Origin of the sequence: Streptomyces sp. NPDC058086, from assembly GCF_042885015.1 — a bacterium.
Taxonomy (GTDB): Bacteria; Actinomycetota; Actinomycetes; order Streptomycetales; family Streptomycetaceae; genus Streptomyces.
Map to the genome: position 1 here is coordinate 60,483 of NZ_JBHVST010000031.1, position 23,880 is coordinate 84,362.

Genomic DNA, 23,880 nt, shown 5'->3' on the forward strand with positions numbered 1-23,880 from the left:
CTCTTGACCCCAGAATGTAACCCCCGGTAACTTCCACGTCGGCTACTGCTGCGTAACGAGAAAGCCCTTACGACCGCCGGGAGTTGTGAGGAGGCGTGCGCGGCAGCCGCTGTCCGCGCCAGGACAACGTGCCCGTTGAAGCCCCACCTGCATGACTATGTCCAGGGAGCAGAACATGGCCTCGTCCTCGGACGCCACGGCGTCCACCGATTCGACCCCCGAGAACGAAAGCGGTTCCGGCAGACGTGGGCGGGTCCGCCTGCGCCGCGCCGCGGTGATGGCGGTGCCTGCCACCGCGGTCGCCGCGGGACTGATGATCCTCACCGCCCAGGGCGCTCTGGGGGTGCAGTTCGCCATCTCCGGCATGCCGTTCACGGTCACGGCCACCGAACTCAACGGCACCGGCTTCGAGCAGTTCGGCAACCTCGACAACATGGCCGACGGCAGCCCGAACGCCGGCGACACGGGCGGCCAGGTCCTCGTCATCACCTCCGCGATCAAGAACGCGACACTCACCAAGCTGTGCCAGAGCGTCGACCTGGGCGGTACGAACCTGGTCATCACCGCGGGCGGCGGCACGGACAAGGTGCAGGCGACCAATCTGACGACCGACTCGACCGAGCTGTCGGGCGACGCGGCCTTCAACAACATCGAGATCGGCAACGACGCGAGCACGCTCGACAAGGCCGGGGTCCAGGGGAACAAGGGCGTCTTCAGCCAGCAGGCCGACACCGTCCACATCGGGAACCTGCGGCAGACGAACTACTCCACCACGGCGGCGGTGTTCAAGCTCCCCGGTCTCAAGCTCCGCTTCAGCGACTCGGGCTGCTGATGTCGGCCGTCCGGGATCTACGGTCCGGCTTCCGGCGGTGGCGTGCGGACCGCCCCTTCTGGGGCGGGCTGCTGCTCACCCTGGGCGGGGCGGAGATCCTCCTCACCGAGAAGGCGTCCCTGAAGGTCGTCATGCACATCGGGATGCAGGGCATGGCGGGCTATCTGCTGCCGACGGTCATGATCCTGTGCGGTCTGCTGATCCTCTTCAACCCGACGCAGCGCCTCTTCTACTCCCTGCTCGGCATCCTCCTCTCCCTCGGCACCTGGCTCACCTCCAACCTCGGCGGCTTCTTCATCGGCCTCCTTCTCGGAGCGACCGGCAGCTGCCTGGCCTTCGGCTGGCTTCCCCACCAGGAGCCGCGTAAGCGACGTCTGCTGCGCAGGCGCCGCCGGCAGCAGATGGCGACCGAGGCGTAGCGAGAGGGCAGGGAAGGGGTCCCGCCCCGGCCGAGCTCAGGGCAATGGGCGGCCGGGGCGGGAGCTGTGACAGGGCGACTCCAGGAGGCGGGCAAGCTTCCGACTTGCTTGTACGCGCAGGGAATTTGCCCTCGCACGCAGTGGATACCGGACGGTCGCATCGGGGAACGCCACCCTCGCGTAGCGTGACACGCCGTACTGACGTCCGATTGCCAGGGAGGCTCCCGATGGGAACCCCAAGTCCCTTGACGGGAAACCCGAGCCCCTTGGTGGTGGACGCGACGGGCCGTGACATCCACGCGGAAGCCGCCCGCATCCGGGCGCGCGGACCGGCGACCCGTGTCGCCCTTCCCGGTGGCGTCGAGGCCTGGGCGGTCAGCAGCCCCGAGCTGCTCAAACGGCTGCTCTTGGACCCACGGGTGTCCAAGGACCCGCGGCGGCACTGGCCGGCCTGGATCAACGGGGAGATATCCCCCGAGTGGCCGCTGTTCACCTGGGTCGCGGTGCAGAACATGTTCACCGCGTACGGCGGCGACCACAGGCGGCTGCGGACCCTCGTCTCCACCGCGTTCACGGCCCGCCGCACGGCCGCGCTGCAACCCCGGATCGAGCAGATCACCTCCGGCCTCCTCGACCGCATCGCCAAGGCCGGCGAGCACGGCGAAGTCGTCGATCTGCGCGAGGAGTTCTGCTATCCGATCCCCATTCAGGTGATCAGCGAGCTCTTCGGCCTGCCCGAGGACAAGCGGGCGGACCTCAGGGACCTGGTGGACAGCATCTTCCACACCTCCGCGCAGCCCGAGGAGGTGACGGGCAACTACGCCAGGCTGTACGCCGTACTGGGTGAACTGGTCGCCGAGAAGCGGGAGTCGCCCGGCGACGACCTGACCTCCGGCCTCATCGCGTCCCGCGACGAGGGCGACGGCCGGCTGAGCGAGCAGGAGCTGCTCGACACGCTGGTCCTGATGGTCAGCGCCGGCCACGAGACCACGGTCAACCTCATCGACAACGCCGTGCACGCCCTGCTGACCCACCCCGAGCAGCTCGGGCACCTCCGCGCCGGACGCGCCACCTGGGACGACCTGATCGAGGAGACCCTGCGGGTCGAGGCGCCCGTCGCGAGCCTCCCGCTGCGCTACGCCGTGCAGGACCTCGACCTCGCCGAGCTGGGCGGCCCGGACGGCACGGTGATCGGCCGGGGCGAGGCGATCCTCGCCGCGTACGCCGCCGCCGGACGCGATCCCGAGCGCTACGGCAAGGACGCCGACCTCTTCGACGTCACCCGCGCGGACAAGGAGCACCTCGCCTTCGGACACGGCGTACACCGCTGCCTCGGCGCCCCACTGGGCCGCCTGGAGGCCCGCATCGCCCTCCCTGCCCTCTTCGACCGCTTCCCCGACCTCCAACTTGCCGTAGCGGCTTCGGAGTTGGAGCCGGTGGACTCCTTCATCTCCAACGGCCACCGCACCCTGCCCGCCCGGATCCACTGACGGCCGACGCTCACTCCCCTCGCCACCAGGACAGGAGCCGGGTCCAGCCGCTTCGCGGGCGGTCGGGCTCCGGGACGGGGGGCTCGGGCACGAGAGCCGGCAGGGGTCTCGCGTACGACTGCCGCTCGCCTTCGGGCCGTTGGGCCGTCGTGATGGGCGGGAAGCGTACGGGCAGCGCCGCCAGCGCGCGGTGGAACGGGCCGGGCCGCCAAGTCAACTCTCCCACCGGCAACCCCAGTTCGACATCGGGGAGGCGGTCGAGGAGCTTCTCCACCGCGGCCGTCGCGATCAGCCGGGCCGGGCTCTGCGCCGGACAGCTGTGCGGGCCCGCGCTCCACGCCAAGTGGGCCCGGTTGCCAGCCCGTTGATCGGCCGTCAGCGCGGGATCGGTGTTGGCCGCGGCGAGACTGACGACCAGCGGATCGCCCGCGCGCAGCACCGCTCCCTCGTACAGGACGTCGTGCAGCGGATAGTGCACGGCGTAGTTGGCGATCGGCGGATCGGTCCACAGCACCTCGTCGAGGGCGTCCTCCACCGGGAGGCTGCCGCCGGACAGATCGCCCGCGAACCGGTCGTCGGACAGCAGCAGCCGCAGGCTGTTCGCGATCAGGTTCTGCTGGGGCTCGGTGCCGGCTCCCATCAGTACCACGAGGGTGTGGATCATCTCCTCGTCGGTGAGGCCCGCGGGGTGCGCCATCAGCCAGGACGTCATGTCCTGACCGGGGTTGCCCCGCTTCAGCGCGACCAGGTCGAGCAGGGTGCTGGTCAGCAGCTCGTCGGCCTTCTCCGCGTCCACCCCGTCGAAGATCCCGGACATGCCCTCGACCAGCCGGACCCCGTACTCGGCCGGGCAGCCGAAGAGGTGGTTGAAGACCAACAGCGGCAGGACCTGCGCGTACTCGCCGAGCAGATCCGCCGTGCCGAGCGGCGCGAAGCGGTCGATGAGGGTGTCGGCGCTGCGCTCCACATAGCCGCGCAGGGTGTTCGGATCGACGAGCGCGAGGCTGTCGGTGATCGCGCCGCGCAGCCTCTCGTGCTGCTCGCCGTCGGTGAACAGCGCGTTGGGCCGGTACATCATCATCGGCACGACCGGGCTGTCCGGCGGGACGGTCCCGTCGGCGAGGTCGCGCCAGCGGCGGGGGTCCTTGGAGAAGGTCTCCGGGCTGCGCAGGACGTGCAGGGCGGCGTCGTAGGAGGTGACGAGGGTGGCTCTGACGCCGGGTGCGAGCTCGACCGGTGCGGTCGGTCCTGCCGTACGCAGCCGCCGGTAGACGGCGGCGGGGTCGGCCGCGAACGCGGGCCCGTACAGGGGCTCGCGCGCGGGGCAGCCAGGCGGTGGCCCGGTCGGTGGTGACAGGAACGGTGGTGACAGGGACGGTGGCGGTACGGGCGGGGGTGGTACGGGCGGGGGTGGTTCGGGGGTCACACGGGCTCCAGTTCGCCGCTGCGGGTCATGAGGTACTCGACGAGGGCGATCAGCGCCTCGGTGGACGAGACCCGGTCGCGGGCGTCGCAGCGCACCAGCGGGGTCGAGGGCAGCAGGTCGAGGGCCTCGCGCACCTCGTCCAGGTCGTGCGACGCGGAGGCGTCGTCGAAGTCGTTGAGGGCGACGGCGTACGGCAGGCCCAGCTCCTCCAGTACGCCCATGACGTCGAACGACTCGGACAGCCGCCGGGTGTCGGCCAGCACCAGCGCGCCGAGCGCTCCGCTGGTCATGTCCTTCCAGAGTTCGGTGAAGCGGTGCTGCCCGGGCGTGCCGAAGAGGTAGAGCACCAGGGCGTCGCTGAGGGTGAGGCGGCCGAAGTCGAGGGCGACGGTGGTGGTCGTCTTCTCCCTCGAACCGGCGAGGTCGTCGACGCGTGCGCCCGCCTCGGTCATCACCTCCTCGGTACGCAGCGGCCGGATCTCGGAGAGCGCGCCGACGAACGTGGTCTTGCCGACCGCGAAGTGGCCCACGATCAGCAGTTTGACCGCGGTCTGCACACCCGGGCCGAGGTGGACGTCGTCAGAGGCGGGCGCGGAGCCCATCCAGTACCTCCTGGAGGATGCGGGCGTCGGAGAGGCGGGCGGCCGGTACCGGCGCCCGGGTGACGAGGTGACCGCTGTCCATCAGGTCGGCGATCAGTATTTTGGTGACGCTGACCGGGAGTTCCAGATGACCGGCCACCTCGGCGACCGACAGCGCTCCGGGCCGGCACAGCTCCATCAGCCGGCGCTTCTCCGGGTTCAGCCCCGTCAGCGGCAGGTCGTCGGCGGCGATCAGCAAGGTGACGAGGTCGAGGGTGTTGCGGGAGGGGTGGGCACGGCCGTCCGTGACGACGTACGACCGCACCAGCCTCCCTCCCGGCCGACGCCCGGGCGTCATGCCGGGCTGCCGGTGTCCTGCCGGGCCGGGCTGGTCAGCTCCTTGCCGAGCCGGTCGACCAGCTTGTGCATGCGGTAGGTGACCGCCTCCATGTCCACGTCCTCGCCGGTGGACACCGCGAGGTGGGCGCCCTCACCGGCGGCGACGAGGAAGACGTATCCGTGCGCGAACTCGATCAGGGTCTGCCGCCACGGCGCGGTCGCGCTGCCGACGAACTCGGCGGTGCTGCGGCTGATCGACTGCACCCCGGACAGACCCGCGGCCAGCCGCTCGGCGTCGTCGCGGCCGATGTCCGCCGAATGGGCCCGGAGCATGCCGTCGGCGGACAGCAGGATGGCGTGCCGGGCCTCCGGCACCTTCAGAACCTCGTCGAGCATCCACCCCAGCTCGTTGGTCATGGGCGCGATCATCCCTGTGTGTTCCCTTCGGATTCGTGGGGGGCTTCGGCTTCCTCGGCTGTTTCGGCCGCGGTGCGTGTGGGGGGTGCGGTGTCCTGCTCGGCCCGCGCGGAGCGGGTGCCGCGCGCGAAGGCGCCCATGCGCCGGGCGTACTCCTCCGCGGACCGGCCCACGCTCTCCTCGACCGGTGCGGCCGGTTCGCCCGGTGCCGCCGGGGGCTGTTCGGCGGCGGGCGAGGGTACGGGTGCACGACGGCGCCGCTTGGGCAGTCCGCCGGCCGTGGTCGCCTCCGAGGGCCCGCTCGTCCGGGCCGTACGCCGGGGCGTGCGCGCCGGTTCCCGCCGCGGTGGGGGCTCCTGGACCGGGGCGGCGTGGGTGAGCAGCGCGGCCGGTAGGAAGACCACGGCACGGACGCCGCCGTACGGGGAGCGGGTGTCCACGGAGACGTTGAACCCGTAGCGGGTGGCGAGGACGCCGATGACGGCGAAGCCGAACTGGGGCGGATCGTCGAGGCGGGTGACGTCCACCGCGCGGCGGCCGGTCAGCAGCGCGGCGGCGTGCTCGGACCCGCGGCTGTCCATGCCGACGCCCGCGTCGTCGATGACCACGACGGCGCCGTTGTGCACCGCCTGGACGCTGACCTCGACGGTGGTGTTGGGCTGCGAGTGGCGTGCGGCGTTGTCCAGGAGTTCGGCAACGGCGAGGACGACCGGTTCGACGGCCCGGCTCTCGACGGCGATGTCGGCCTGTCCGTTGATGCGGATGCGCCGGTAGTCGCGGATGCGGGAGGTCGCGCCGCGGACCACCTCGATGAGCGGGGAGGTGGCCCGTTGGCGTCCGGGCCAGGAGCCGCACAGTACGGCGATGGCCTGCGCGCGACGGCCGAACTGGGCGTTGGTGTGGTCGATCTCGAGCAGGTCGCGCAGCACGTCGGGGTGGTCGTGGCGGTCCTGCATCTCCGAGATGGACACCTGCTGCTCGTTGGCGAGAGCCTGGATCGAGCGCATCGACGCCTTGAGGGCGGCCTTCGCGGACTGGTCGGCGCGGGTCTGTGCGTGCCGCACGGCGTCGGAGAACCGCTCCAGGAGACCGTCGAGACACTTCGCGAAGTCGGTGTCGGCCAGCCGCGCGTCGAGGAGGCCCACGGCGGGGAGGGCCGGTGCGTGGAGAGACTCGCCGGCCGTGGGAAGGGGCTGGCCGGTCGTGGCGAAGGGGCGACCCGGCGCGGAATGCGACTGGCCCGCCGCGGGGATGGACTGCCCCGCCGCAGGAAGGGGCTGACCTGTCGCGGGGTTGGACTGCCCCGCCGAGGAATGTGGCCGGCCCGTCGCGGGGATGGACTGCCCCGCCGCGGAATGCGACTCGCCCGTCGCGGAGAAGGACTGCCCCGCCGCAGGAAGGGGCTGACCTGTCGCGGAGGAGGGGTGATCCGGCGCGGAGAGGGGCTGACCCGTCGGGGAGGCGGGCTGGTGCGGGGCGCCTTCGAGCGCGGGCAGGCGGACCGCGACCAGGTGGCGCAGCTCCTCGTCCCGGGCCCGCAGCGCGTCCGCGAGCTCGGCGCTCCGGCCGCGCTGCCGTCCGGTGATCCCGCGCTGGCGCACCAGCAGCAGGGTGACGGCGAGCAGGCCGACGGCCAGGCACCAGAACGCCGCCTCCGGTATCCGTTCGGTCATGAAGTCCTCGATGGCATATGCAAGTTGACGGGTCGCACGACCGTAGCCGCCCGTCGGCACAGACGCTTGCCCTCGCGCGCAAGGAAGTTGCCGTGGGGCGCACGGACTGTATGCACTAGGCTGACGTGGAGTAACTACCGCTCGCTGCACTGGAGTTGAGGGTGTCGTTGCCCGCGGAGAGCTACATCGTGGAAACACGGACGACCGCGGAGGTGGATCCGCGCGAGCGGGCCGACTTCTGGAGCGAGTACGTCGGGTCCTGCCAGTCCACCATGGGCTACCGGTACGCGCGCACCGACGACTTCCGTGGCGCGACGGTCCGCCAGCGCACCGAGCGCTATCAGCTCGTCAAGTTCTGGTCGGACGAGGTCGCGTACAGCAGGACCGCCCGCCAGGTCCGCCAGGACCCCGACGAGGACTACCGATTACTGCTGCCGCTCAGTGGGGAGATCGTGCTGCGGCAGGACGGCCAGGAGGCCCGGCTCACACCGGGCACCGGCACCCTCGTCAGCTTCGGGGCGCCCTTCGAGTGCCTCCAGGACGCCTCGACGCACGCGTTCGTCCTCACCATCCCCGCACGCGAGATGGACGGCCCGCTGAACCGCAAGTCGCCGCTGGCCACCGGGCTCGATCTGAGCAGGGGGCTCGGCCGGGTGGTGAGCTCCATGATCGGCGACCTGCACGCGGAGCGGGACCACCTCACCGACCCGCACTTCAACGCCGTCTCCGACCGCGTCGTCGAGCTGCTGTGCATGCTCACCCTCGGCGACGACCGCCCCGACGGGGCGGGCCAACTCGGCGACGTGGAGACGATGGTCCGCCGCTACGTCCGTGAACACGCCGCCGACCCGGGTCTCACCGGTACGTCCATGGCGCACGCGCTCGGCTGGTCCCTGCGTCAGATCCAGCTGGCCCTGCAGCGTGCCGGCACCACTCCGCGCGACCTCATCCGCGAGGAGCGGCTGCGGCTGGTTCGTGAACGCCTCCAGTGTGCCGACTGCGAGCACCTGACCATCACCGATCTGGCCTTCACCTCGGGGTTCTCCTCGGCGAGCGGGCTGAGTACGGCGTTTCGGCAGCGGTACGGGGTGAGTCCGCGGGAGATGCGGTCCGGGGGGCGGCGGCCGTAACGCCGTAGTCCAGATCCCTTCTGCAGGGGTCCACTACTCGGTGGACCCGAAGTTCAAGCTGTCGAGGCTGTCGGCACGACCCCCCCCCCCGGCGACCAGCATGAATGGCATGAAGAATCTCCCCGTTCACATGGCTCGTTGGAGCGCCGGACATCCCTGCGCGCGATTGTCTCCTGGCTGCTGTTCGTGGTCCTCCGCTTGGGCGTGGGCATCACGGTCGGCGGCGACCCGGCCACCACGGAGGACTTCCGTATCGGTGAGGCGGGGCGGGCGGAAGCCCTGGCCGCCGAGGGCGGGCTGCAGCAGCGCCCCGTCGAACGCGTTCTGATCACCGCGAAGCCCGGGTCCGGCCGCCTGGACCCGACCGCCGCCGACGCCGCCGCGAAGGACGTGGCCGACCGGATGCGCGGGCTTGCCGAGGTCCGCTCGGTGGCCGACCTCGTGCACGCGCCGAGCGGCACCGCCGTCCGCGTCGACATCACCATGAACGGCCCCGAGCTGGACGGGAAGAAGCACGTCGACCCGCTGCTCGCGCAGACCGCCGCCGTGCGGAAGGCCAACCCGGACCTGCGGGGTGGAGGAGACCGGATCTCCCTCCATCAGCAAGGGCGTCGACAAACTGCGCGGCGACGACCTCTCCCGCACCGAGGTGATCGCCCTGCCGGTCACCCTGATCACCCTGCTGCTGGTCTTCAGCTCCCTCGTGATGGCGCTCGTACCGCTGCTGCTCGCGCTCTCCTCGATCGCCGCGGCCATCGGCCTGTCCGTGCCGGCCTCGCACGTCTTCCCGGACACCGGCGTCGGCACCGACGTCATCCTGCTCATCGGGCCGGCCGTCGGCGTCGACTACACGCTCTTCCACCTCAAGCGCGAACGGGAGGAGTGGGCCCGGACCGGCGGACCGGCTCAGCTCGCGGGCCGTCGTCGCACTCGCCGCGGCCACGTCGGGACGGGCCGTCGTACTCTCCGGTCTCGCCGTCGCCATCTCCAGCGCCACGCTGTTCCTCGCGGACGACGTGATCTTCTCCTCGATATCTTCTCCTCGATCGCGACCGGCGCGATCGTCGTCACCCTGGTCGCCGTGCTCAGCTCACTGACCGTCCTGCCGGCCCTGCTCGCCGAGCTCGGCGAGCGAGCCGAGCGCCGCGCCGTGCGCATGGAGGCCCGGGCCGCGAAGCGCGGTAGGACCCTCCGGCCGCGGAAGCAGTCCAAGACCGGTGCCGGCCGCCTCACCAAGGCGGTGCTGGGCCTCGTCGGCAGGCGTCCCGCCGCCGCACTGACCGTCACCGTCATCGCCATGCTCGCCCTGGCCGCCCCGGTGCTCGGCCTGAAACTGACCGACATGGGCCGTCAGACACACTCACGCTCCATCGCGGCCATGCAGGTGTACGACCGCCTCAACGCGTCCTTCCCCGAGCTGAAGTCGACGCACCAGGTCCTCGTACGAGCCGACGCCGACCGCTCGCCCGAGGTGAGCGCCGCCCTGCGCGAGCTCGCGGCGGACGTCAAGGACGATGCCCGGCTGAGCGGAACCTCCCGGCTGTTCACCCCGCCGGACAAACGGATCACCCTGCTCCAGCTCCAGGTGCCGTACGGTGACCGGAGACGTCGCCCGCTACACCGACTACCCCACGCACCAGGAACAGAAGCTGCCGCTGATCATCGCAGGCCTGCTGCTCGTCACCTTCGTCGTGACGGTATGGGCGTTCCGCTCGCTGGTCCTCGGACTGGTCGGCGTACTGCTCAACCTCTTGTCGGCCGCCGCCTCGCTCGGCGTGCTGGTCCTCGTCTTCCAGGACACGTGGGCCGAGGGGCTGCTCGACTTCGACTCCACCCGTTCGATCGGCTCCCGGTGCCGCTGTTCCTGTTCGTCATCCTCTTCGGTTTGTCCATGGACTATCAGGTGTTCCTGATCAGCCGGGTGCGTGAGGCCGCCCTGAACGGGGTTGCGACCCGCAAGGCCGTGATCGACGGCATCGGCAGCTCGGCCGGACGTCCTGAACGCGGTGGCCGACGGTCTCTCCAACGCCGACATCGGCAAACGCCTGGTGATCGGCGAGGCGACGGTGAAGACCCACCTCCTGCGCGTCTTCGCCAAGCTGAACGTCAGCGACCGTACCCACGCGATGGTCGTGGCCCTGGAACGCGGACTGCTCGTACGCCCGGGCCGGGAGACGCCCTGAGGGCGGCCCTTCCTGGACCGGATTCCGGCCGACTCCCGGGTTGATGTGGCTGCCGGATCACTCCATCCTTGTACATATGGTGAAAATCCCGGGCGATGCGGGGCGGGTAACCACGGCCGGTGACGCCATGGTGGTGGTCGACGCGCACGGAGTCGTGACCGGCTGGAGCGAGGGCGCGCAGCTGCTGACCGGGTACGCCGCGGCGGAGGTCACCGGCCGACCGGTGTCGGACCTGCTGGACGGGGACCCGGACGAGGCCTGGCGGGCGCTGCGGGCGAACGGCGGCCACGGTGTGGTGGCCGTACGGCGCGAGGACGGGCGGCGGACCGAGCTGGCCCTGCGGGCGTACCCGCTCCAGGGCGAGGAGGGGAAGCCGGCCGGATACGTGATCACCGCGGCGCCGGACGGGCGGGGCCGTGACCTGGGAGAGCTCGCCTTCAAGCAGGCGTCGGTGTCGATGTCGGTCTTCGACACCGAACAGCGCTATCTGCGGATGAACGACACCGCCTGCCGGATCATGGGCGTCCAGGAGGCCGAGGTCCTGCACCGCTACTTCCCGGACACCGTCGAGAACGCGGAGCACAGCCGCGGCTTCTTCAACCATCTGCGCCAGGTGGTCGAGACCGGCCGCCCCGTCCATTACGAGAGCTGGACCCGGGCCCCCTCCGGAACGCGTATGCACGCCTGGAACATCGAGATGTGGCCGCTGCGGGCCCCCTCCGGACAGCTGCTCGGCGTCTCGCTGGCCGGTTACGACAGCACCGAGCAGTACCGGGCCCGGCAGCGGCTCGCCCTGCTGAGCAAGTCCGCCGCCGCCATCGGTACGACACTGGACGTGATCCACACCGCCCGTGAGCTGGCCCGGCTGGCGGTGCCCGAGCTGGCCGACTTCGTGAGCGTGGACCTGCTGGACTCGGTGGTCGAGGGTGAGGAGCCCACCGGCGGCCCGGTGGAAGCCGATGTGGAGCTGCGCCGGGTCGCGCACCACTCCCGTACCGCCGGGGCGCAGGAAGCGGCGATCGACCTGGGCCCGGCGGACGTCTACCCGTCCTCCTCCCCACCGGTCCGCGCCCTGGTCACCGGACACGCGGTGCTCACCAGGACCGGCGACCCGGACGTCGACGGATGGCTCAGCCGGCACGGCGCCCAGGCCGCCAAGCCGCACCAGGTGGACCGCCGGGACTTCTCACTGATGGCGGTACCGCTGGTGGCGCGCGGTACGACGCTGGGGGTGGCGGTCTTCGTGAGGCTGCTGACCGTCGAGAGTCCGGACCCCTTCGACCAGGACGACGTGTCGCTGGCGCAGGAGCTGGCCAGCCGCACGGCCGTCTGCGTGGACAACGCCCGCCGGTACGCCAAGGAGCGCACGACAGCGGTGGCCCTTCAGCGCAGTCTGCTGCCCCAGGCGATGGCGGGACAGGCGGCGGTCGAGTTCGCCTCCCGCTACCTTCCGGCGCTGTCGCGGGCGGGCGTCGGCGGCGACTGGTTCGATGTGATCCCGCTGTCCGGGACCCGGGTGGCGCTCGTCGTCGGCGATGTCGTCGGGCACGGCATCCACGCCTCCGTCACGATGGGCCGGCTCCGTACGGCGGTATGGACGCTGGCCGACGTCGACCTGCCCCCGGACGAGCTGCTCACCCACCTCGACGATCTGGTCGGGCATCTGGCGGCCGACGAGAGCCCGACGGGCGCGGAGATCGGCGCCACCTGTCTGTACGCGGTGTACGACCCGGTCTCCGGGCACTGCGCGGTCGCCACGGCCGGGCACCCGCCGCCCGCCGTGCTGTTCCCGGACGGCACCGTGAAGGTCGTCGAGGTGAGCGCGGGGCCGATGCTCGGGGTGGGCGGTCTCCCCTTCGAGGCCACCGAGCTGCACCTGCCGGAAGGCTCCGTCCTCGCCCTCTACACCGACGGTCTCTTCGAGGCCCGCCACCTGGACGCCGACGCGGGTACGGCCGTGCTGTGCAGCGCGCTGACGGTCCCCGCCGCGAATCTGGACGACGCGTGCGACAACGTGCTCCAGGTGCTGCTGCCGCAGCATCCCAAGGACGACGTGGCCCTGCTGCTGGCCCGCACCCGTACCCTGGACAGCGACGAGGTGGCGGTGTGGGACCTGCCCGCCGATCCGGCGGAGGTCGCCACCGCCCGGCAGTACGCGACCGAGCAGCTGACCCGCTGGGGGCTCGACGAGGTCGCGTTCGTCACCGAACTCGTCGTCAGCGAACTGGTCACCAACGCCATCCGCTACGGCGGCGCGCCCATCCAGCTCCGGCTCATCCGCGACCGCACCCTCATCTGCGAGGTCTCCGACGCCAGCAGCACCTCTCCCCATCTGCGCCGGGCCCGCACCTTCGACGAGGGCGGCCGCGGGCTGCTCCTCGTCGCCCAGCTCACCGACCGCTGGGGCTCCCGCACCACCGGCACCGGAAAAACGATCTGGGCCGAACAGGCACTGCCGTTCGAGTGATCGCGCCGACAGGGCCTAGGTCCAGTCGTCAAATTCCCGTCGTCCGCCCGGAGGGCGGGCCTCGCGGCGTCAGGTGCGTGCTCTCGGCGTGCCGGGCACAGGCCCTCGTACTGGATGTACTTGGGTCTGTGCCCGGTGCGGCGAGAGTGCGTGCATGGCGTCGCGGGGCAGACGGGAATGTGACGACAGGGCCTAGGACCTGTCGGGCGCTACTGGAAGTCGCAGCCGGGGTTGGGCGCGTCCTCCGAGAACGGCGAGCCGTGGGGCAGGACGTACAGCACGTCCAGGACGACGGGGACCGAGCCCTCGTTGCGGCCGATGTGCACATGGCCGGGGCCCGGGGGCTCGGTGATCGTACGGCCGGCCGGGTAGGTGCCGTCCTGCGCGCAGGTGGCATCGAAGTGGCTCAGGGTGCCCTTCTTCACGAGGCCGTACAAGGGACCGTCGTGGTAGTGCCAGCCGGTGCTCTGACCGGGCGGGATGGTGATCTCCCGGAGCGTGTAGTCCGTGTTCCCCACGGTGGTCCGATAGAGCACCGTCGCGGTGACACCGGGGCCGGCGGGAGTCGCGTACGCGGTCCCGGCGACCAGCGACATCGCGGACAGGCCGACGACCGCGGCGCCTGTCACTCCCGTACGCAGCACGGCACGGACAGCGGAAACCTCACGCGTCATCTCGTCCTCCCCCGTATGAACGCAACAGCCCGCCAACAGCAGGCCCGCGCACCATCATTGAACATCCAAGCCCCATGCGGAAGGTGCGATACCACCCAACTCACGCATCACGCGTCCAACTAGTGACGATGCGGCGACGACACCCTCGCGCCGGCCATCTCCGGCATATGCCCGCTCACTTGACGGCCGAGTGTGACACACGGTTGGCTCCGGCCCAACAAAAGTACGACAGTCGGTACACAACATCCCGACATCGCACCGATCTCACTCTCCCCGACCCGCCGCTGGGCCGCACAGCGAGGTGCCGCACCCATGAACATGTCCCCCACACCTCACCAATCCCCAAGAACTCCGCCCCGCGCCGCCGTCATCGCCGTCATCGCCGCGGGCTGCCTGCTCGCCGCCGGATGCTCCGGCTCCGGCGGATCGGACGACACGAACGACGCCTCGGCGGGGAAGGCGGGCACCGGCCGGATCAAGGTCGCCCTGATCACCCACGGCGCCCGCGGAGACGCGTTCTGGGAGCTGGTGCGCAAGGGCGCACAGGCGGCGGCCACCAAGGACAACATCGACCTGACGTACGCGAGCAACTCCGAGGCCACCGCCCAGGCGAGCCTGGTGCGGGACGCGATCCGCGACCGGGTGGACGGCATCGCGCTGACGCTGGCCAAGCCGGAGGCGATGCAGAGCGCGGTCAGCGCGGCCAAGGCGGCGGGGATACCCGTGGTCGGTCTCAACTCCGGGATCGACGCCTGGAAGTCCGAGGGCCTGCTGGAGTACTTCGGCCAGGACGAGAGCGTCGCGGGCCGGGCCACCGGCGACAAACTGGACGAGCTCAAGGCCAAGCACGCCCTCTGCGTCATCCACGAACAGGGCAACATCGCCCTGGAGGCCCGTTGTGCCGGGGTGAAGAAGACCTTCGGCGGCGAGACCGACCTGCTCTATGTGAACGGCACCGACATGGACGCGGTGGGCGCCGCCGTCACGGCCAGACTGCGCGCGGACCCGAGTGTCGACGAAGTCGTCATGCTGGGCGCGCAGTTCGCGCTCGCGGCGGTGAAGTCGGTGAAGGCGGCGGGCAGCAAGGCCCAGGTCGCCACCTTCGACGTCAACAGCGGTCTGGTGAAGTCCGTGCAGAGCGGGGACGTGCAGTTCGCGGTGGATCAACAGCCCTATCTCCAGGGCTATCTGGCCGTGGACTCGCTCTGGCTCTACCACTCCAACGGCAACTTCAGCGGCGGCGGAACCGCTCCCGTGCTCACCGGACCCGCGTTCGTCACCAAGGAGAACGTCTCCTCGGTCGCGAAGTTCGCAGGGAACGGAACCCGCTGAACCGCTGCCACCCACACAGGTGGCACCAAGGATTTCCGTCCCTCACGGTGCGTACGGTCACTTGTACGGATAGCATCCTGCGCACCCTCTCATCGCTGATCGCTCTAGGACGACGATGTCTCCACGGACCGGTGCCCGGCGCCGTCTCGGCTCCATACGTCTCTCCCTGATCATGCTGGCGCTGGTCCCCAGCGTCACCCTCGCCGCCATGTGGGGTGTGACGACGACGCAGATCTTCTCGGAGGGGCTGCGACTGCGCGAACAGACGGGGCTGAGCCGGTCGACGGGTGCCATGGGCACCGAGGCGACTCTCGCGCTGCAACAGGAGCGCAGTCTGTCGGCCGCCTGGCTGGCCTCGCCGTACGGTTCCCGGGCCGCCCTGGACCGGCAGCGCGGGCGCACGGACGTCGAGGTCGCGAAACTGGTCCGCCGGTCCGAGGACTTCAAGAACGCGCCCGCCCGGATCGGCGACCGGATGTACTCGGTCATCGCCTCGGTGGGAAGCCTGGAGTACTACCGGGGGCAGGTGGACCACCCCACCGACATCACCGCCCAGCAGGCCCTGGACCAGTACACCTCGATCATCGGCGACCAGATCCACGCCTTCCAGGAACTGTCCCAGGTCGACGACGGCGACCTCACCTCGCAGGCAGGGCCGCTGATCACGCTGGGGAACGCGGCGGAGCTGGTCGCCCAGGAGGACGCCCAGCTCGCGCTGGCCTGGCCCTCGGGCAAGCTCGACCAGCAGTCGTGGCAGCAGTTCGCCCAGCAGGTCGACGTCCGCCGCTGGGTCTTCCAGAGCCAGGTCCTCAACTCGCTGCACGGCACCGTGAAGGACCAGGTCGAACGGGTCCTCCAGAGCCAGGACTGGAAGACCCTGGAGACCGTCGAGGACCAGATCGTCGCGGCCCGGACGGTGCACGGTCAGGTGGCGAAGACGGTCGAACTGCCTGACGCGCACGCCCGCTGGAAGACCGCGCTCGGCAGGATCTCCGACCAGTACACGAACCTGATCCAGCAGCAGACCACGCAACTGCTCGACCGCAGCGCCGACAAGGCGCACAGCCTGCTGATCAAGGCGGCCGCGCTGAGCGCCGGCGGACTCGTCGCCCTGCTGGTGTGCGTCGTGATGTCCTGGCGCATCACCCGCTCCCTCTCCCGGCGGCTGCGCGGTCTCAGGATGGCCACGCTCAGCCTCGCCGAGGAACGGCTGCCCGACGTGGTCGCCCGGCTGAACCGGGGCGAGAAGGTCGACGTGGAGTCCGCCACCCCGCCCCTGGACTACGGCGAGGACGAACTCGGCCAGGTGGCCAAGGCGTTCAACACCGCGCAGCGCACGGCCGTGCACACCGCGGTGGAACTCGCCGACACCAGACGCGGCTTCCAGAAGGTGATCCTGGGCATCGCCCGGCAGAGCCAGAACCTGGTCAACCTTCAGCTCAGCAAGCTCGACGCGCTGGAACGCGAGCACCAGGACCCGGGGATCCTCAAGGGCCTGTACGAACTCGACTCCACCGCCAGCCAGCTCCGCCGCTACGAGGAGAACCTCGTCATCATCAGCGGCGAGCAGCCCCGGCGCAGCTGGACCGAACCGGTCGCGCTGATCGACATCCTGCGCAGCGCCGTCGGTGAGGTCGCCCAGTACCAGCGGGTGGAGGTGCACACCGACGACGAGGTGTACCTGAGCCCGCCCGCGGTGGCCGACGTCATCCATCTGCTGGCCGAGCTCATCGACAACGCGACCTCCTACTCCCCCGCGCCCAGTCCGGTGGGGGTGCGGGCCGCGATGGTGGCCAAGGGCCTGGCCGTCGAGATCGAGGACCGGGGGCTGGGCCTGTCCGAGGAGGACTACACCGCGTTCAACGCCCAGTTGGCCGTGGCCCCGCAGTTCGACGTGGTGGCACTCGCCGACGACCTGCGGCTCGGCATGTTCGTGATCGCGCGGCTCGCCACCCGGCACGGCATCGCCGTCACCCTGCGCTCCTCGCCGTACGGCGGTACCACCGCGATCGTGCTGATCCCGCACGACATCGTGGTCCGCGAGACCCCCGACTCCCCCGCCACGGACGGGGACACCGCGATACCGGCGGAGGTCGTGGCGGCGAAGGGCTCCGACGACGCCGCGGTCCCGGAGCGCCGGCCCCATGAACGTACGGAGGAGGCGCACCCCGCCGCCCGGGCCCACACGGCCGACTCCGCCGCGCCCCGCTCCGCCCCCGCTCCGGGCACCACCCGCCGCGACGGACTCACTCCGCTGCCGCGCCGGGTACCGCAGACCAGCCTGGCCACGGAGCTGCGGGAGGAGGCGGCGCCCTCCGAGGCCGATGACAAGGACGCCGCCGACCTCGCCGACTTCACCGCGGAACGCGCCGCCTCCTCACTCGCGGGCTTCCAGCGCGGAACGCTCCGGGCCCGCGACGACGAGGAGATGCCGTACGACCACGTGGGCCAGGAACCGTCGTACGACCACGGGGAGGACCCGGCCCCCACCCAGCCCGCAGACCGCTCGTGGACTCCGCCCGCCGACCGCTCGTGAAGGACAGAGAAATGACACGCCCCAGCACCGCCACACACAGCCAGCTCGACCAGCTGCTCACCGGACTGGTGGAACGGGTCGCCGATGTGAACCACGCCGTCGTGCTCTCCGAGGACGGACTGGTCGTCAGCAAGTCCACGGCGTTCGTCCGCGACGACGCCGAACGGCTGGCGGCGACCGCGTCCGGCCTGATGAGCCTCAGCAAGGGCGTCAGCATGGACTTCCGCGGCGGCCCGGTGCGCCAGGCGCTGATCGAGATGCGCGACAGCTATCTGATCCTCACCGCCGCGGGCCCCGGCGCCCATCTCGCCGTGCTCACCAACCAGGGCGCGGACGTCGGCGTGGTGGCGTACCAGATGAACATGCTGGTGAAGAAGATCGGCGAGCACCTCAGGGCAGCACCTCGTGCGGGCGTCGCCGCCGCGGCCGACAACGGCGAGTGAGGTGAGCGAAGGCGACGCGGCCGGCCGGCTGGTACGGCCGTTCACGCTGACCGGAGGACGCACCCGGCCCAGCCGCGCCGACTTCACCCTCATCACGTCGGTGACCGCGGTGGATCCGCCGCCCGAGGGCGCCACCCGGCCGCAGCCCGAGCACGCCCGGATCCTGCGGCTGTGCGCGAAGACGATCGTGGTGGCGGAACTCGCCGCCGAACTCGACCTGCCGGTGAGCGTGGTCGTGATCCTGCTCTGCGATCTGCTGGAGGCGGGCCGGATCACCCTCAGGGCTCCGCGTCTCGTCTCCCGTACCCCGGACCTGGACCTGCTGCAGAAAGTGAGGGACGGCCTTGGCCGGCTCTGACCCCGCCGCGAGCGGGACTTCGGCACCCGACGCACTCTCCGCTCCCGACGCGGTCAAGATTCTGATCGCCGGAGGGTTCGGCGTCGGCAAGACGACCATGGTCGGGGCGGTCAGCGAGATCGTCCCGCTGCGCACCGAGGAACCCCTCACCTCCGCCGGTCTGAACGTCGACGACCTCGACGGCATCGAGGAGAAGCGGGCCACCACCGTGGCCCTGGACTTCGGGCGGATCACCCTCAGCCCCGAACTGGTCCTGTACCTCTTCGGCACCCCGGGCCAGCAGCGGTTCTGGTTCATGTGGAACGACCTCGCCATCGGCGCCCTGGGCGCCGTGGTCCTCATCGACGTCCGCAGGCCGGAGTCCAGCTTCGCCGCCATCGACTTCTTCGAGCGGCGCGGCATCCCCTTCGTCGTCGGTGTCAACGGCTTCCACGGACAGCACCCGTACACCCCAGAGGAGATCCGCGACGCCCTGGCCCTGCCGGAACGGACCCCCGTGCTGCTCTGCGACGCCCGGGAGCGCGGGTCGTGCCGGGACGTACTGATCACTCTGATCGACGAGTTGATCGCTTCGTCCAGCCACAACTGACCTACGGAAAACGGCTGTTCACCGGTCTTCCTGTGACCCGCCAGGGCCCGGCTGTGCGGAAGCTGTGAGTTCCCTGATTCTCATCCTTCCCTCAGCGCGGGCTCAGCGACGGCCCAGATCCGGCCCGGATCGTCGGGGCCATGAACGAAACGAACGCGGGAGGCGTCCGGCAGCGGTCGGTCGAGATCGTGGTGCCGGTCCACAACGAGGCACACGTCCTCGGCGACAGCATCGGCCGCCTCCACGCCTACCTCGAAGCCTCATTCCCGTTCCCGTTCCGGATCACCGTCGCGGACAACGCGAGCACGGACGCCACCTGGCAGACAGCGACCGAGCTGACGGCCCGCCTTCCGCACGTCCACGCCGTCCGCCTGGAGGCCAAGGGCCGGGGCCGCGCGCTGAAGTACGTGTGGAGCCGGTCCGAGGCGGATGTGGTCGCGTACATGGACGTAGACCTGTCGACCCGACTCGACGGCTTCCTCCCGCTGGTCGCGCCCCTGCTGTCCGGTCACAGTGATCTGGCCATCGGCAGCCGGCTGCACCCCCAGGCGGCGGTGGTGCGCGGACCGAAGCGCGAGTTCATCTCCCGCTCCTACAACCTGCTGCTGAAGCTGGGGCTCGCGGCCCGCTTCTCGGACGCGCAGTGCGGCTTCAAGGCGGTGCGCACCGAGGTCTTCAGGGCGCTCGCCCCGCACATAGAGGACAACACCTGGTTCTTCGACACCGAGTTGCTGGTGCTGGCCGAGCGCAACCGGCTACGTATCCACGAGGTGCCGGTGGACTGGGTCGACGACCCCGACAGCCGGGTCGACATCGTCGCCACCGCCGTCGACGACCTCAAGGGCATGGGCCGGATGCAACGCCGGATCCTGACCGGCCGCACCCGCGTCACGCTGCCGCCCCGGGCCGGTACGGCGCACGTGACGGCCGCCGCCCACGGGGCCACCTCCGTGGCGCCCGGCCCCGGCGGGGGCGGGGATCGCGCGGGCGCCGAGCGTACGTCGCCCTCCGCGGGAGCCGAGCGTACGTCACCCCCCGCGGGAGCCGCCGCCCCGCCCGCCCGGACGAGAGCGGCTTGAGCGGGCCGCGCGGCCGCGGCAAGCGAGAGCTGCCGCGCCTCCCCGTCGCCGTCGCCGCGGTGGGCAGCGCCCTCGTCGGCCTCACTCCCCTGATCACCACGGTCGGCGCCGACCCCGGCGCCACCGCACCCGCTTCGCCCTGATGCGGCTCCGGGCCTTCCGCCCGTGTCGCACTCCCTCTCCCCGCTTGGAGCCCGCGTCATGACGACTCTCGCCCCACCGCCCACATCCTCACCGAGCAGCAAGCACCGGGCGGCGCCGCCCGCCCACGGCGGCTTCGTCGCCCGTGGCCGAAGGCTCTTCACCGGCCCCGCCGAGGACCCCCGCTGGACGCGCCCCGCCCTGTGGGCGGTCCTGCTCGCGGCGACGGCCCTGTACGCCTGGAACATCACCTCCATCAGCGGCAACAGCTTCTACAACGCGGCCGTCTACAGCGGCACCAAGAGCTGGAAGGCGTTCTTCTTCGGCGCGCTGGACTCCGGCAGCTTCATCACGGTCGACAAACCGCCGTTCGCCCTGTGGGTGATGGGGCTGTCCGCCCGCGCCTTCGGCTTCGGCACCTGGCAGTTGGCGCTGCCGATGGTCGCGGTGGGCACGGGCTCCGTGGCCCTGCTCCACCGCATGGTCAAGCGCGATTTCGGCCCGGTGGCGGCGACCGTCGCCGCGCTGGCACTGGCGCTGACCCCGATCACCGTCGCCATCAACCGGGACACCAACCCGGACCCGATCCTGGTCTTCCTGATGCTGCTCGGCGCCGCCGCGCTGATGAAGGCCGTGCGCACCGGCCGGCTGATGCCGCTTGTCTGGTCGGCGGTCGCGATCGGCTTCGCGTTCAACACCAAGATGATGCAGGCGTACGTCGTCCTGCCGGCCTTCTTCCTCGTCTTTCTGTGGGCCGCGCACGGCTCCCTGGGCCGCCGGATCCGCCACCTCGCCGTCGCCACGGTGGCCCTGGTCGTCTCCAGCGCCTGGTGGATGGTGGTCGTCGACCTGATCCCCGCCTCCTCCCGCCCCTACATCGGCGGTTCGACCGACAACACGGTCTGGGACCTGGTCATCGGCTACAACGGCTTCGGCCGTATCTTCGGCGCCAGTTCCTCGGTCGGCTCGGCGGGCAACGGTGCGAGTTTCGGCGGCAGCGCGGGCGTCTACCGGCTGTTCAACGAGATCATGGGCGGCCAGATCTCCTGGCTCATCCCCTTCGCGGCCATCGCCCTGATCGCGGGTCTGATCCTGCGCGGCCGGGCCCCGCGCACCGACGCCAAGCGTGCGGCGCTCATGCTCTGGGGCGGCTGGTTCGTCCTGCACTACCTGACCTTCGCCCTCGCCGAGGGCACGTTCCATCCGTACTACGTCACCGCCATGGCCCCCGGCATCGCGGCCCTGGCGGGTGCGGGCGGCGTGACCCTGTACCGGGCGTTCCGTGAGGGCTCGGCGGCCAGGTGGAGCTGGGTCCTGCCGGCCGCTGTCGCGGCGAGCGCGGCGTGGGCGATCGTGCTGCTCCAGCGGGTCTCGGGCTCCGGCACGCTGTACACCGTCGCGGAGATCGTGGTCGGCGTCGCGGGCACGGTCGCGGTGCTCGGGCTGCTCGCCGGACGCTTCATGCGACGGGGCAGGCTCATCGGCTTCGCCGCGCTGGCCGCGGTCGTCGCCCTGCTGGCAGGCCCCGCCGCGTACTCGGTCTCGGCGGCCACCTCCGCCACGAACGGCACCAACCCGACGGCCGGTCCCAGCACCGGTGGCGGCATGGGGGGCATGGGCGGGGGTCCGGGCGGCGCGAGCGGTTCGAGTCGTACGAGTGGTACCGGCGGCCGGTCCATGGGTGAGCCCCCGTCGGGCGGCGGCTCCGCGCCCTCGGGCTCCGGCACCCGGCCGAGCGGCAGCGGGACAGGCAGCAGCGAGACGGACGGTGGCCAGACAGGCAGCGGGCAGACAGGCGGTGGCCAGATGGGCGGAGGCGGCACCCAGGTGTCGTCCGAGATGATCACGTACCTGAAGAAGCACCAGGACGGGGCCACCTGGCTGCTGGCCGTGGCCACCGACCAGACCGCGTCCTCGATCATCCTGGAGTCCGGGCAGCCCGTCATCTCCATGGGCGGCTGGTCCGGCAGTGACAACGCCATGACCCTCGCCAAGCTCAAGAGCCTGGTGAAGTCCGGCAAGCTGCACTACATCATCGTCAGCAGCGACAACGGACAGGGCACGAACTCCGAGATCGCCACCTGGGTCAAGGCGCACGGCACGGCCGTCAAGTCCTCGGCGTACAGCTCCGGTTCCTCGTCCGCCACGTCCACAAGCACCAGCGGCCTGTACCGCCTGGACGCCTCCGACATCGACTGATCCAGCCATCCACCCCGGCAGGGGCGGCCCACCGGACATCCCCCACCGGTGGCCCGCCCCTCTTTTCCGTGACTCAGTCCCGGGCGAGGGTGGCCCGGGCTTCGCCCGCCGGGCGCCGTACGGCCGCGTCGCTCAGCTCCTTGACCCGGTCGGCGGGCACCGGAACACCCGGGGTCTCGAAGAACCAGCGCTGCGCCTCCTCCTGGCTCAGCCCCTCGGGCCGTGCCGCGAGGTAGGGCTGCACGTAGACCGGGGTGCCCGGCTCGCTGCGCCAGCTGTCGGCGAGCGTGCCGATGTCCACCGCGTCGTACCCGAGGACGTCCAGCAGCTCCGCCACCCGCGCCTTCGCGGCCGCGTCGTCACCGGCGAGGGGCAGGGCGCTGCGGTCGGGGGCGCCGGAGGGCCGGGCGGAGAGGAACAGGCGCCGGAAGTCGATGCTGTTGAACGCCTTGACCACCTGGGAGTCGGCCAGGTGGCGCTGGACCAGGGCGCTGGTGGTCGGCCCGCCCGCGTCCAGCTCGGCGATGTGGCCGTCGCGGTCCGGGTAGTAGTTCATGGTGTCGATCACGGTCCTGCCCGCGAGAGCCGCCGCGGGCAGCCGGTCGTAGGCTTTCAGCGGCACGGTCGCCACCACCAGGTCACCGGCTCGGGCGGCCTCCTCGGGGGTGGCCGCGCGCGCGTGCCCGCCGAGTTCGGCGACGAGGCCGGCGAGTGTCTCCGGTCCGCGCGAGTTGCTGAGTACGACGTCCAGTCCGGCCGCCACGGCGAGGCGGGCCAGCCCGCCGCCGATCATGCCGCTGCCGATGAGTCCAAGGGTCTTCGTCACGGTGTGGGGTCTCCCGGTGATGCGGTGTGAAGCAGATGAACAGTAGAGCCAATAGTGAATCTATACATCAATCATGAAACTCAGTGTCACACTAGCGTCCGCGGTTCACAATTGCGAGCGGGGAGCGAGCGGTACGATCCCGGGGTGAACGGAGCAACGCGTACGAGCACGAGGGACATCGCACGGGCCGCCATCCGGGCCGAGTTGGCCCAGGTGGCCTTCGAGCTGTTCCGTCGCGAGGGCTTCGAGAACGTCACCGTCAACGACCTGGCCGCGGCGGCCGGGGTGTCCCGCAGCACCTTCCTGCGCTACTTCGGCACCAAGGAGGACGCCGTCCTCGACGCGGTGGACGCCCAGGGCGGGCGGATCGCCGACGCGCTGCGCGCCCGCCCGGCCGGCGAGGACGACTGGACGGCGCTCCGACACGCCCTGGGCACGGTCGTCGAGCACCACCAACAGGACCCGGCCGGCGCGCTCGCCCTGTCCCGTCTGATCATGAAGACCCCCGCGCTGTGCGCGCGCAGCATGGAGAAGCAGAACGGCTGGCGCCCGGTCATCGCCGAGGCACTCGCCGGGCGCGCGGCCCCCGCGCGGTCCTCGACCCTTGGCCCGCTGGTGCGAGCCGCCGCCGCGGTCGACTGTCTCAACATCGCCGTCAACCACTGGACCGCCTCCGACGGCACCCTCGACCTCGACGATCTGATCGACGAGGCCTTCGCCGCACTCGCACCGCGGTAGGTCAGGTG

At 71.0% G+C, this 23,880-nt stretch carries 21 protein-coding genes and 2 pseudogenes; 16 read left to right on the plus strand and 7 right to left on the minus strand.

Features of this window, described 5'->3' with window-relative positions; genetic code table 11:
- Window positions 1-175 precede the first annotated feature (175 nt).
- The 3 genes from ACFVWD_RS24380 (at window position 176) to ACFVWD_RS24390 (ending at window position 2,741) form a co-directional block, all read left to right on the plus strand.
- On the plus strand, window positions 176-832 hold the full coding sequence (locus ACFVWD_RS24380) for a DUF6230 family protein (protein WP_143657170.1): 657 nt from the start codon (window positions 176-178) through the stop codon (window positions 830-832).
- The gene (locus tag ACFVWD_RS24385) at window positions 832-1,251 is read left to right on the plus strand and encodes a DUF6114 domain-containing protein (protein ID WP_075030989.1); all 420 of its coding nucleotides are present in this window, start codon (window positions 832-834) and stop codon (window positions 1,249-1,251) included. The genes ACFVWD_RS24380 and ACFVWD_RS24385 overlap by 1 nt, the downstream gene beginning before the upstream one ends.
- A 227-nt stretch (window positions 1,252-1,478) precedes the next feature.
- A complete protein-coding gene (locus ACFVWD_RS24390; RefSeq protein ID WP_389598938.1) occupies window positions 1,479-2,741 on the plus strand; it encodes a cytochrome P450 in 1,263 nt (420 codons plus the stop codon).
- Window positions 2,742-2,751: 10 nt separating this feature from the next.
- Here the strand turns inward: ACFVWD_RS24390 and ACFVWD_RS24395 are convergent, their stop codons facing one another.
- From ACFVWD_RS24395 to ACFVWD_RS24415, 5 genes are all read right to left on the minus strand, one after another.
- The gene (locus ACFVWD_RS24395; protein ID WP_389598982.1) at window positions 2,752-4,098 is read right to left on the minus strand and encodes a cytochrome P450; all 1,347 of its coding nucleotides are present in this window, start codon (window positions 4,096-4,098) and stop codon (window positions 2,752-2,754) included.
- 65 nt (window positions 4,099-4,163) lie between these two features.
- Entirely contained in the window at window positions 4,164-4,769 is a 606-nt protein-coding gene (locus tag ACFVWD_RS24400; protein WP_384910026.1) for an ATP/GTP-binding protein, read from the minus strand.
- Window positions 4,747-5,106, minus strand: a complete 360-nt coding sequence (locus ACFVWD_RS24405; RefSeq protein WP_101401548.1) for a DUF742 domain-containing protein — start codon at window positions 5,104-5,106, stop codon at window positions 4,747-4,749. The genes ACFVWD_RS24400 and ACFVWD_RS24405 overlap by 23 nt, the downstream gene beginning before the upstream one ends.
- Entirely contained in the window at window positions 5,103-5,516 is a 414-nt protein-coding gene (locus ACFVWD_RS24410; RefSeq protein WP_389598939.1) for a roadblock/LC7 domain-containing protein, read from the minus strand. Before ACFVWD_RS24410 ends, ACFVWD_RS24405 begins: the two co-directional genes overlap by 4 nt.
- Window positions 5,513-7,177 (minus strand): ATP-binding protein, encoded by a 1,665-nt coding sequence (locus tag ACFVWD_RS24415; protein WP_389598941.1) that lies wholly within the window; start codon window positions 7,175-7,177, stop codon window positions 5,513-5,515. The genes ACFVWD_RS24410 and ACFVWD_RS24415 overlap by 4 nt, the downstream gene beginning before the upstream one ends.
- A gap of 188 nt (window positions 7,178-7,365) precedes the next feature.
- Here ACFVWD_RS24415 and ACFVWD_RS24420 point away from each other — a divergent pair, with 188 nt between their 5' ends.
- The 4 genes and pseudogenes from ACFVWD_RS24420 (at window position 7,366) to ACFVWD_RS24435 (ending at window position 12,957) form a co-directional block, all read left to right on the plus strand.
- Window positions 7,366-8,307: an AraC family transcriptional regulator gene (locus tag ACFVWD_RS24420; protein ID WP_389598942.1), complete on the plus strand. Its 942-nt coding sequence runs from the start codon at window positions 7,366-7,368 to the stop codon at window positions 8,305-8,307.
- Between the two features lie 109 nt (window positions 8,308-8,416).
- Window positions 8,417-10,297, plus strand: a pseudogene (locus ACFVWD_RS24425) (MMPL family transporter); the annotation flags it as partial.
- Window positions 10,293-10,490, plus strand: a pseudogene (locus ACFVWD_RS24430) (response regulator transcription factor); the annotation flags it as partial. The pseudogenes ACFVWD_RS24425 and ACFVWD_RS24430, both read left to right, overlap by 5 nt.
- A 76-nt stretch (window positions 10,491-10,566) precedes the next feature.
- Entirely contained in the window at window positions 10,567-12,957 is a 2,391-nt protein-coding gene (locus ACFVWD_RS24435) for a SpoIIE family protein phosphatase (protein ID WP_389598943.1), read from the plus strand.
- Window positions 12,958-13,166: 209 nt separating this feature from the next.
- Here the strand turns inward: ACFVWD_RS24435 and ACFVWD_RS24440 are convergent, their stop codons facing one another.
- A complete protein-coding gene (locus ACFVWD_RS24440; RefSeq protein ID WP_168496700.1) occupies window positions 13,167-13,631 on the minus strand; it encodes a cupin domain-containing protein in 465 nt (154 codons plus the stop codon).
- 312 nt (window positions 13,632-13,943) lie between these two features.
- On the opposite strand from ACFVWD_RS24440, the gene ACFVWD_RS24445 reads away from it, so the two are divergent.
- The 8 genes from ACFVWD_RS24445 (at window position 13,944) to ACFVWD_RS24480 (ending at window position 22,308) form a co-directional block, all read left to right on the plus strand.
- Window positions 13,944-14,963, plus strand: a complete 1,020-nt coding sequence (locus ACFVWD_RS24445; RefSeq protein ID WP_389598945.1) for a substrate-binding domain-containing protein — start codon at window positions 13,944-13,946, stop codon at window positions 14,961-14,963.
- 115 nt (window positions 14,964-15,078) lie between these two features.
- Window positions 15,079-17,499: a nitrate- and nitrite sensing domain-containing protein gene (locus ACFVWD_RS24450; RefSeq protein WP_389598947.1), complete on the plus strand. Its 2,421-nt coding sequence runs from the start codon at window positions 15,079-15,081 to the stop codon at window positions 17,497-17,499.
- A gap of 11 nt (window positions 17,500-17,510) precedes the next feature.
- Complete coding sequence (locus ACFVWD_RS24455; RefSeq protein WP_054236774.1) at window positions 17,511-17,942, plus strand: roadblock/LC7 domain-containing protein; 432 nt, start codon at window positions 17,511-17,513, stop codon at window positions 17,940-17,942.
- A 1-nt stretch (window position 17,943) separates the two neighbouring features.
- Entirely contained in the window at window positions 17,944-18,300 is a 357-nt protein-coding gene (locus ACFVWD_RS24460; protein WP_389598949.1) for a DUF742 domain-containing protein, read from the plus strand.
- Window positions 18,287-18,889 carry an ATP/GTP-binding protein gene (locus ACFVWD_RS24465; RefSeq protein WP_389598950.1) on the plus strand — a complete coding sequence of 201 codons (603 nt, stop codon included), beginning with the start codon at window positions 18,287-18,289 and terminating at the stop codon, window positions 18,887-18,889. Before ACFVWD_RS24460 ends, ACFVWD_RS24465 begins: the two co-directional genes overlap by 14 nt.
- A 140-nt stretch (window positions 18,890-19,029) precedes the next feature.
- Entirely contained in the window at window positions 19,030-19,968 is a 939-nt protein-coding gene (locus ACFVWD_RS24470) for a dolichyl-phosphate beta-glucosyltransferase (RefSeq protein ID WP_389598952.1), read from the plus strand.
- A complete protein-coding gene (locus ACFVWD_RS24475; RefSeq protein ID WP_389598953.1) occupies window positions 19,965-20,111 on the plus strand; it encodes a hypothetical protein in 147 nt (48 codons plus the stop codon). Before ACFVWD_RS24470 ends, ACFVWD_RS24475 begins: the two co-directional genes overlap by 4 nt.
- A gap of 58 nt (window positions 20,112-20,169) precedes the next feature.
- A complete protein-coding gene (locus tag ACFVWD_RS24480) occupies window positions 20,170-22,308 on the plus strand; it encodes an ArnT family glycosyltransferase (protein ID WP_389598955.1) in 2,139 nt (712 codons plus the stop codon).
- 73 nt (window positions 22,309-22,381) lie between these two features.
- Here ACFVWD_RS24480 and ACFVWD_RS24485 read toward each other — a convergent pair whose 3' ends face one another.
- Window positions 22,382-23,134 (minus strand): NADPH-dependent F420 reductase, encoded by a 753-nt coding sequence (locus ACFVWD_RS24485; RefSeq protein WP_389598956.1) that lies wholly within the window; start codon window positions 23,132-23,134, stop codon window positions 22,382-22,384.
- A 144-nt stretch (window positions 23,135-23,278) separates the two neighbouring features.
- Here ACFVWD_RS24485 and ACFVWD_RS24490 point away from each other — a divergent pair, with 144 nt between their 5' ends.
- Entirely contained in the window at window positions 23,279-23,872 is a 594-nt protein-coding gene (locus ACFVWD_RS24490; protein WP_389598958.1) for a TetR/AcrR family transcriptional regulator, read from the plus strand.
- The last annotated feature ends 8 nt before the right edge of the window (window positions 23,873-23,880 follow it).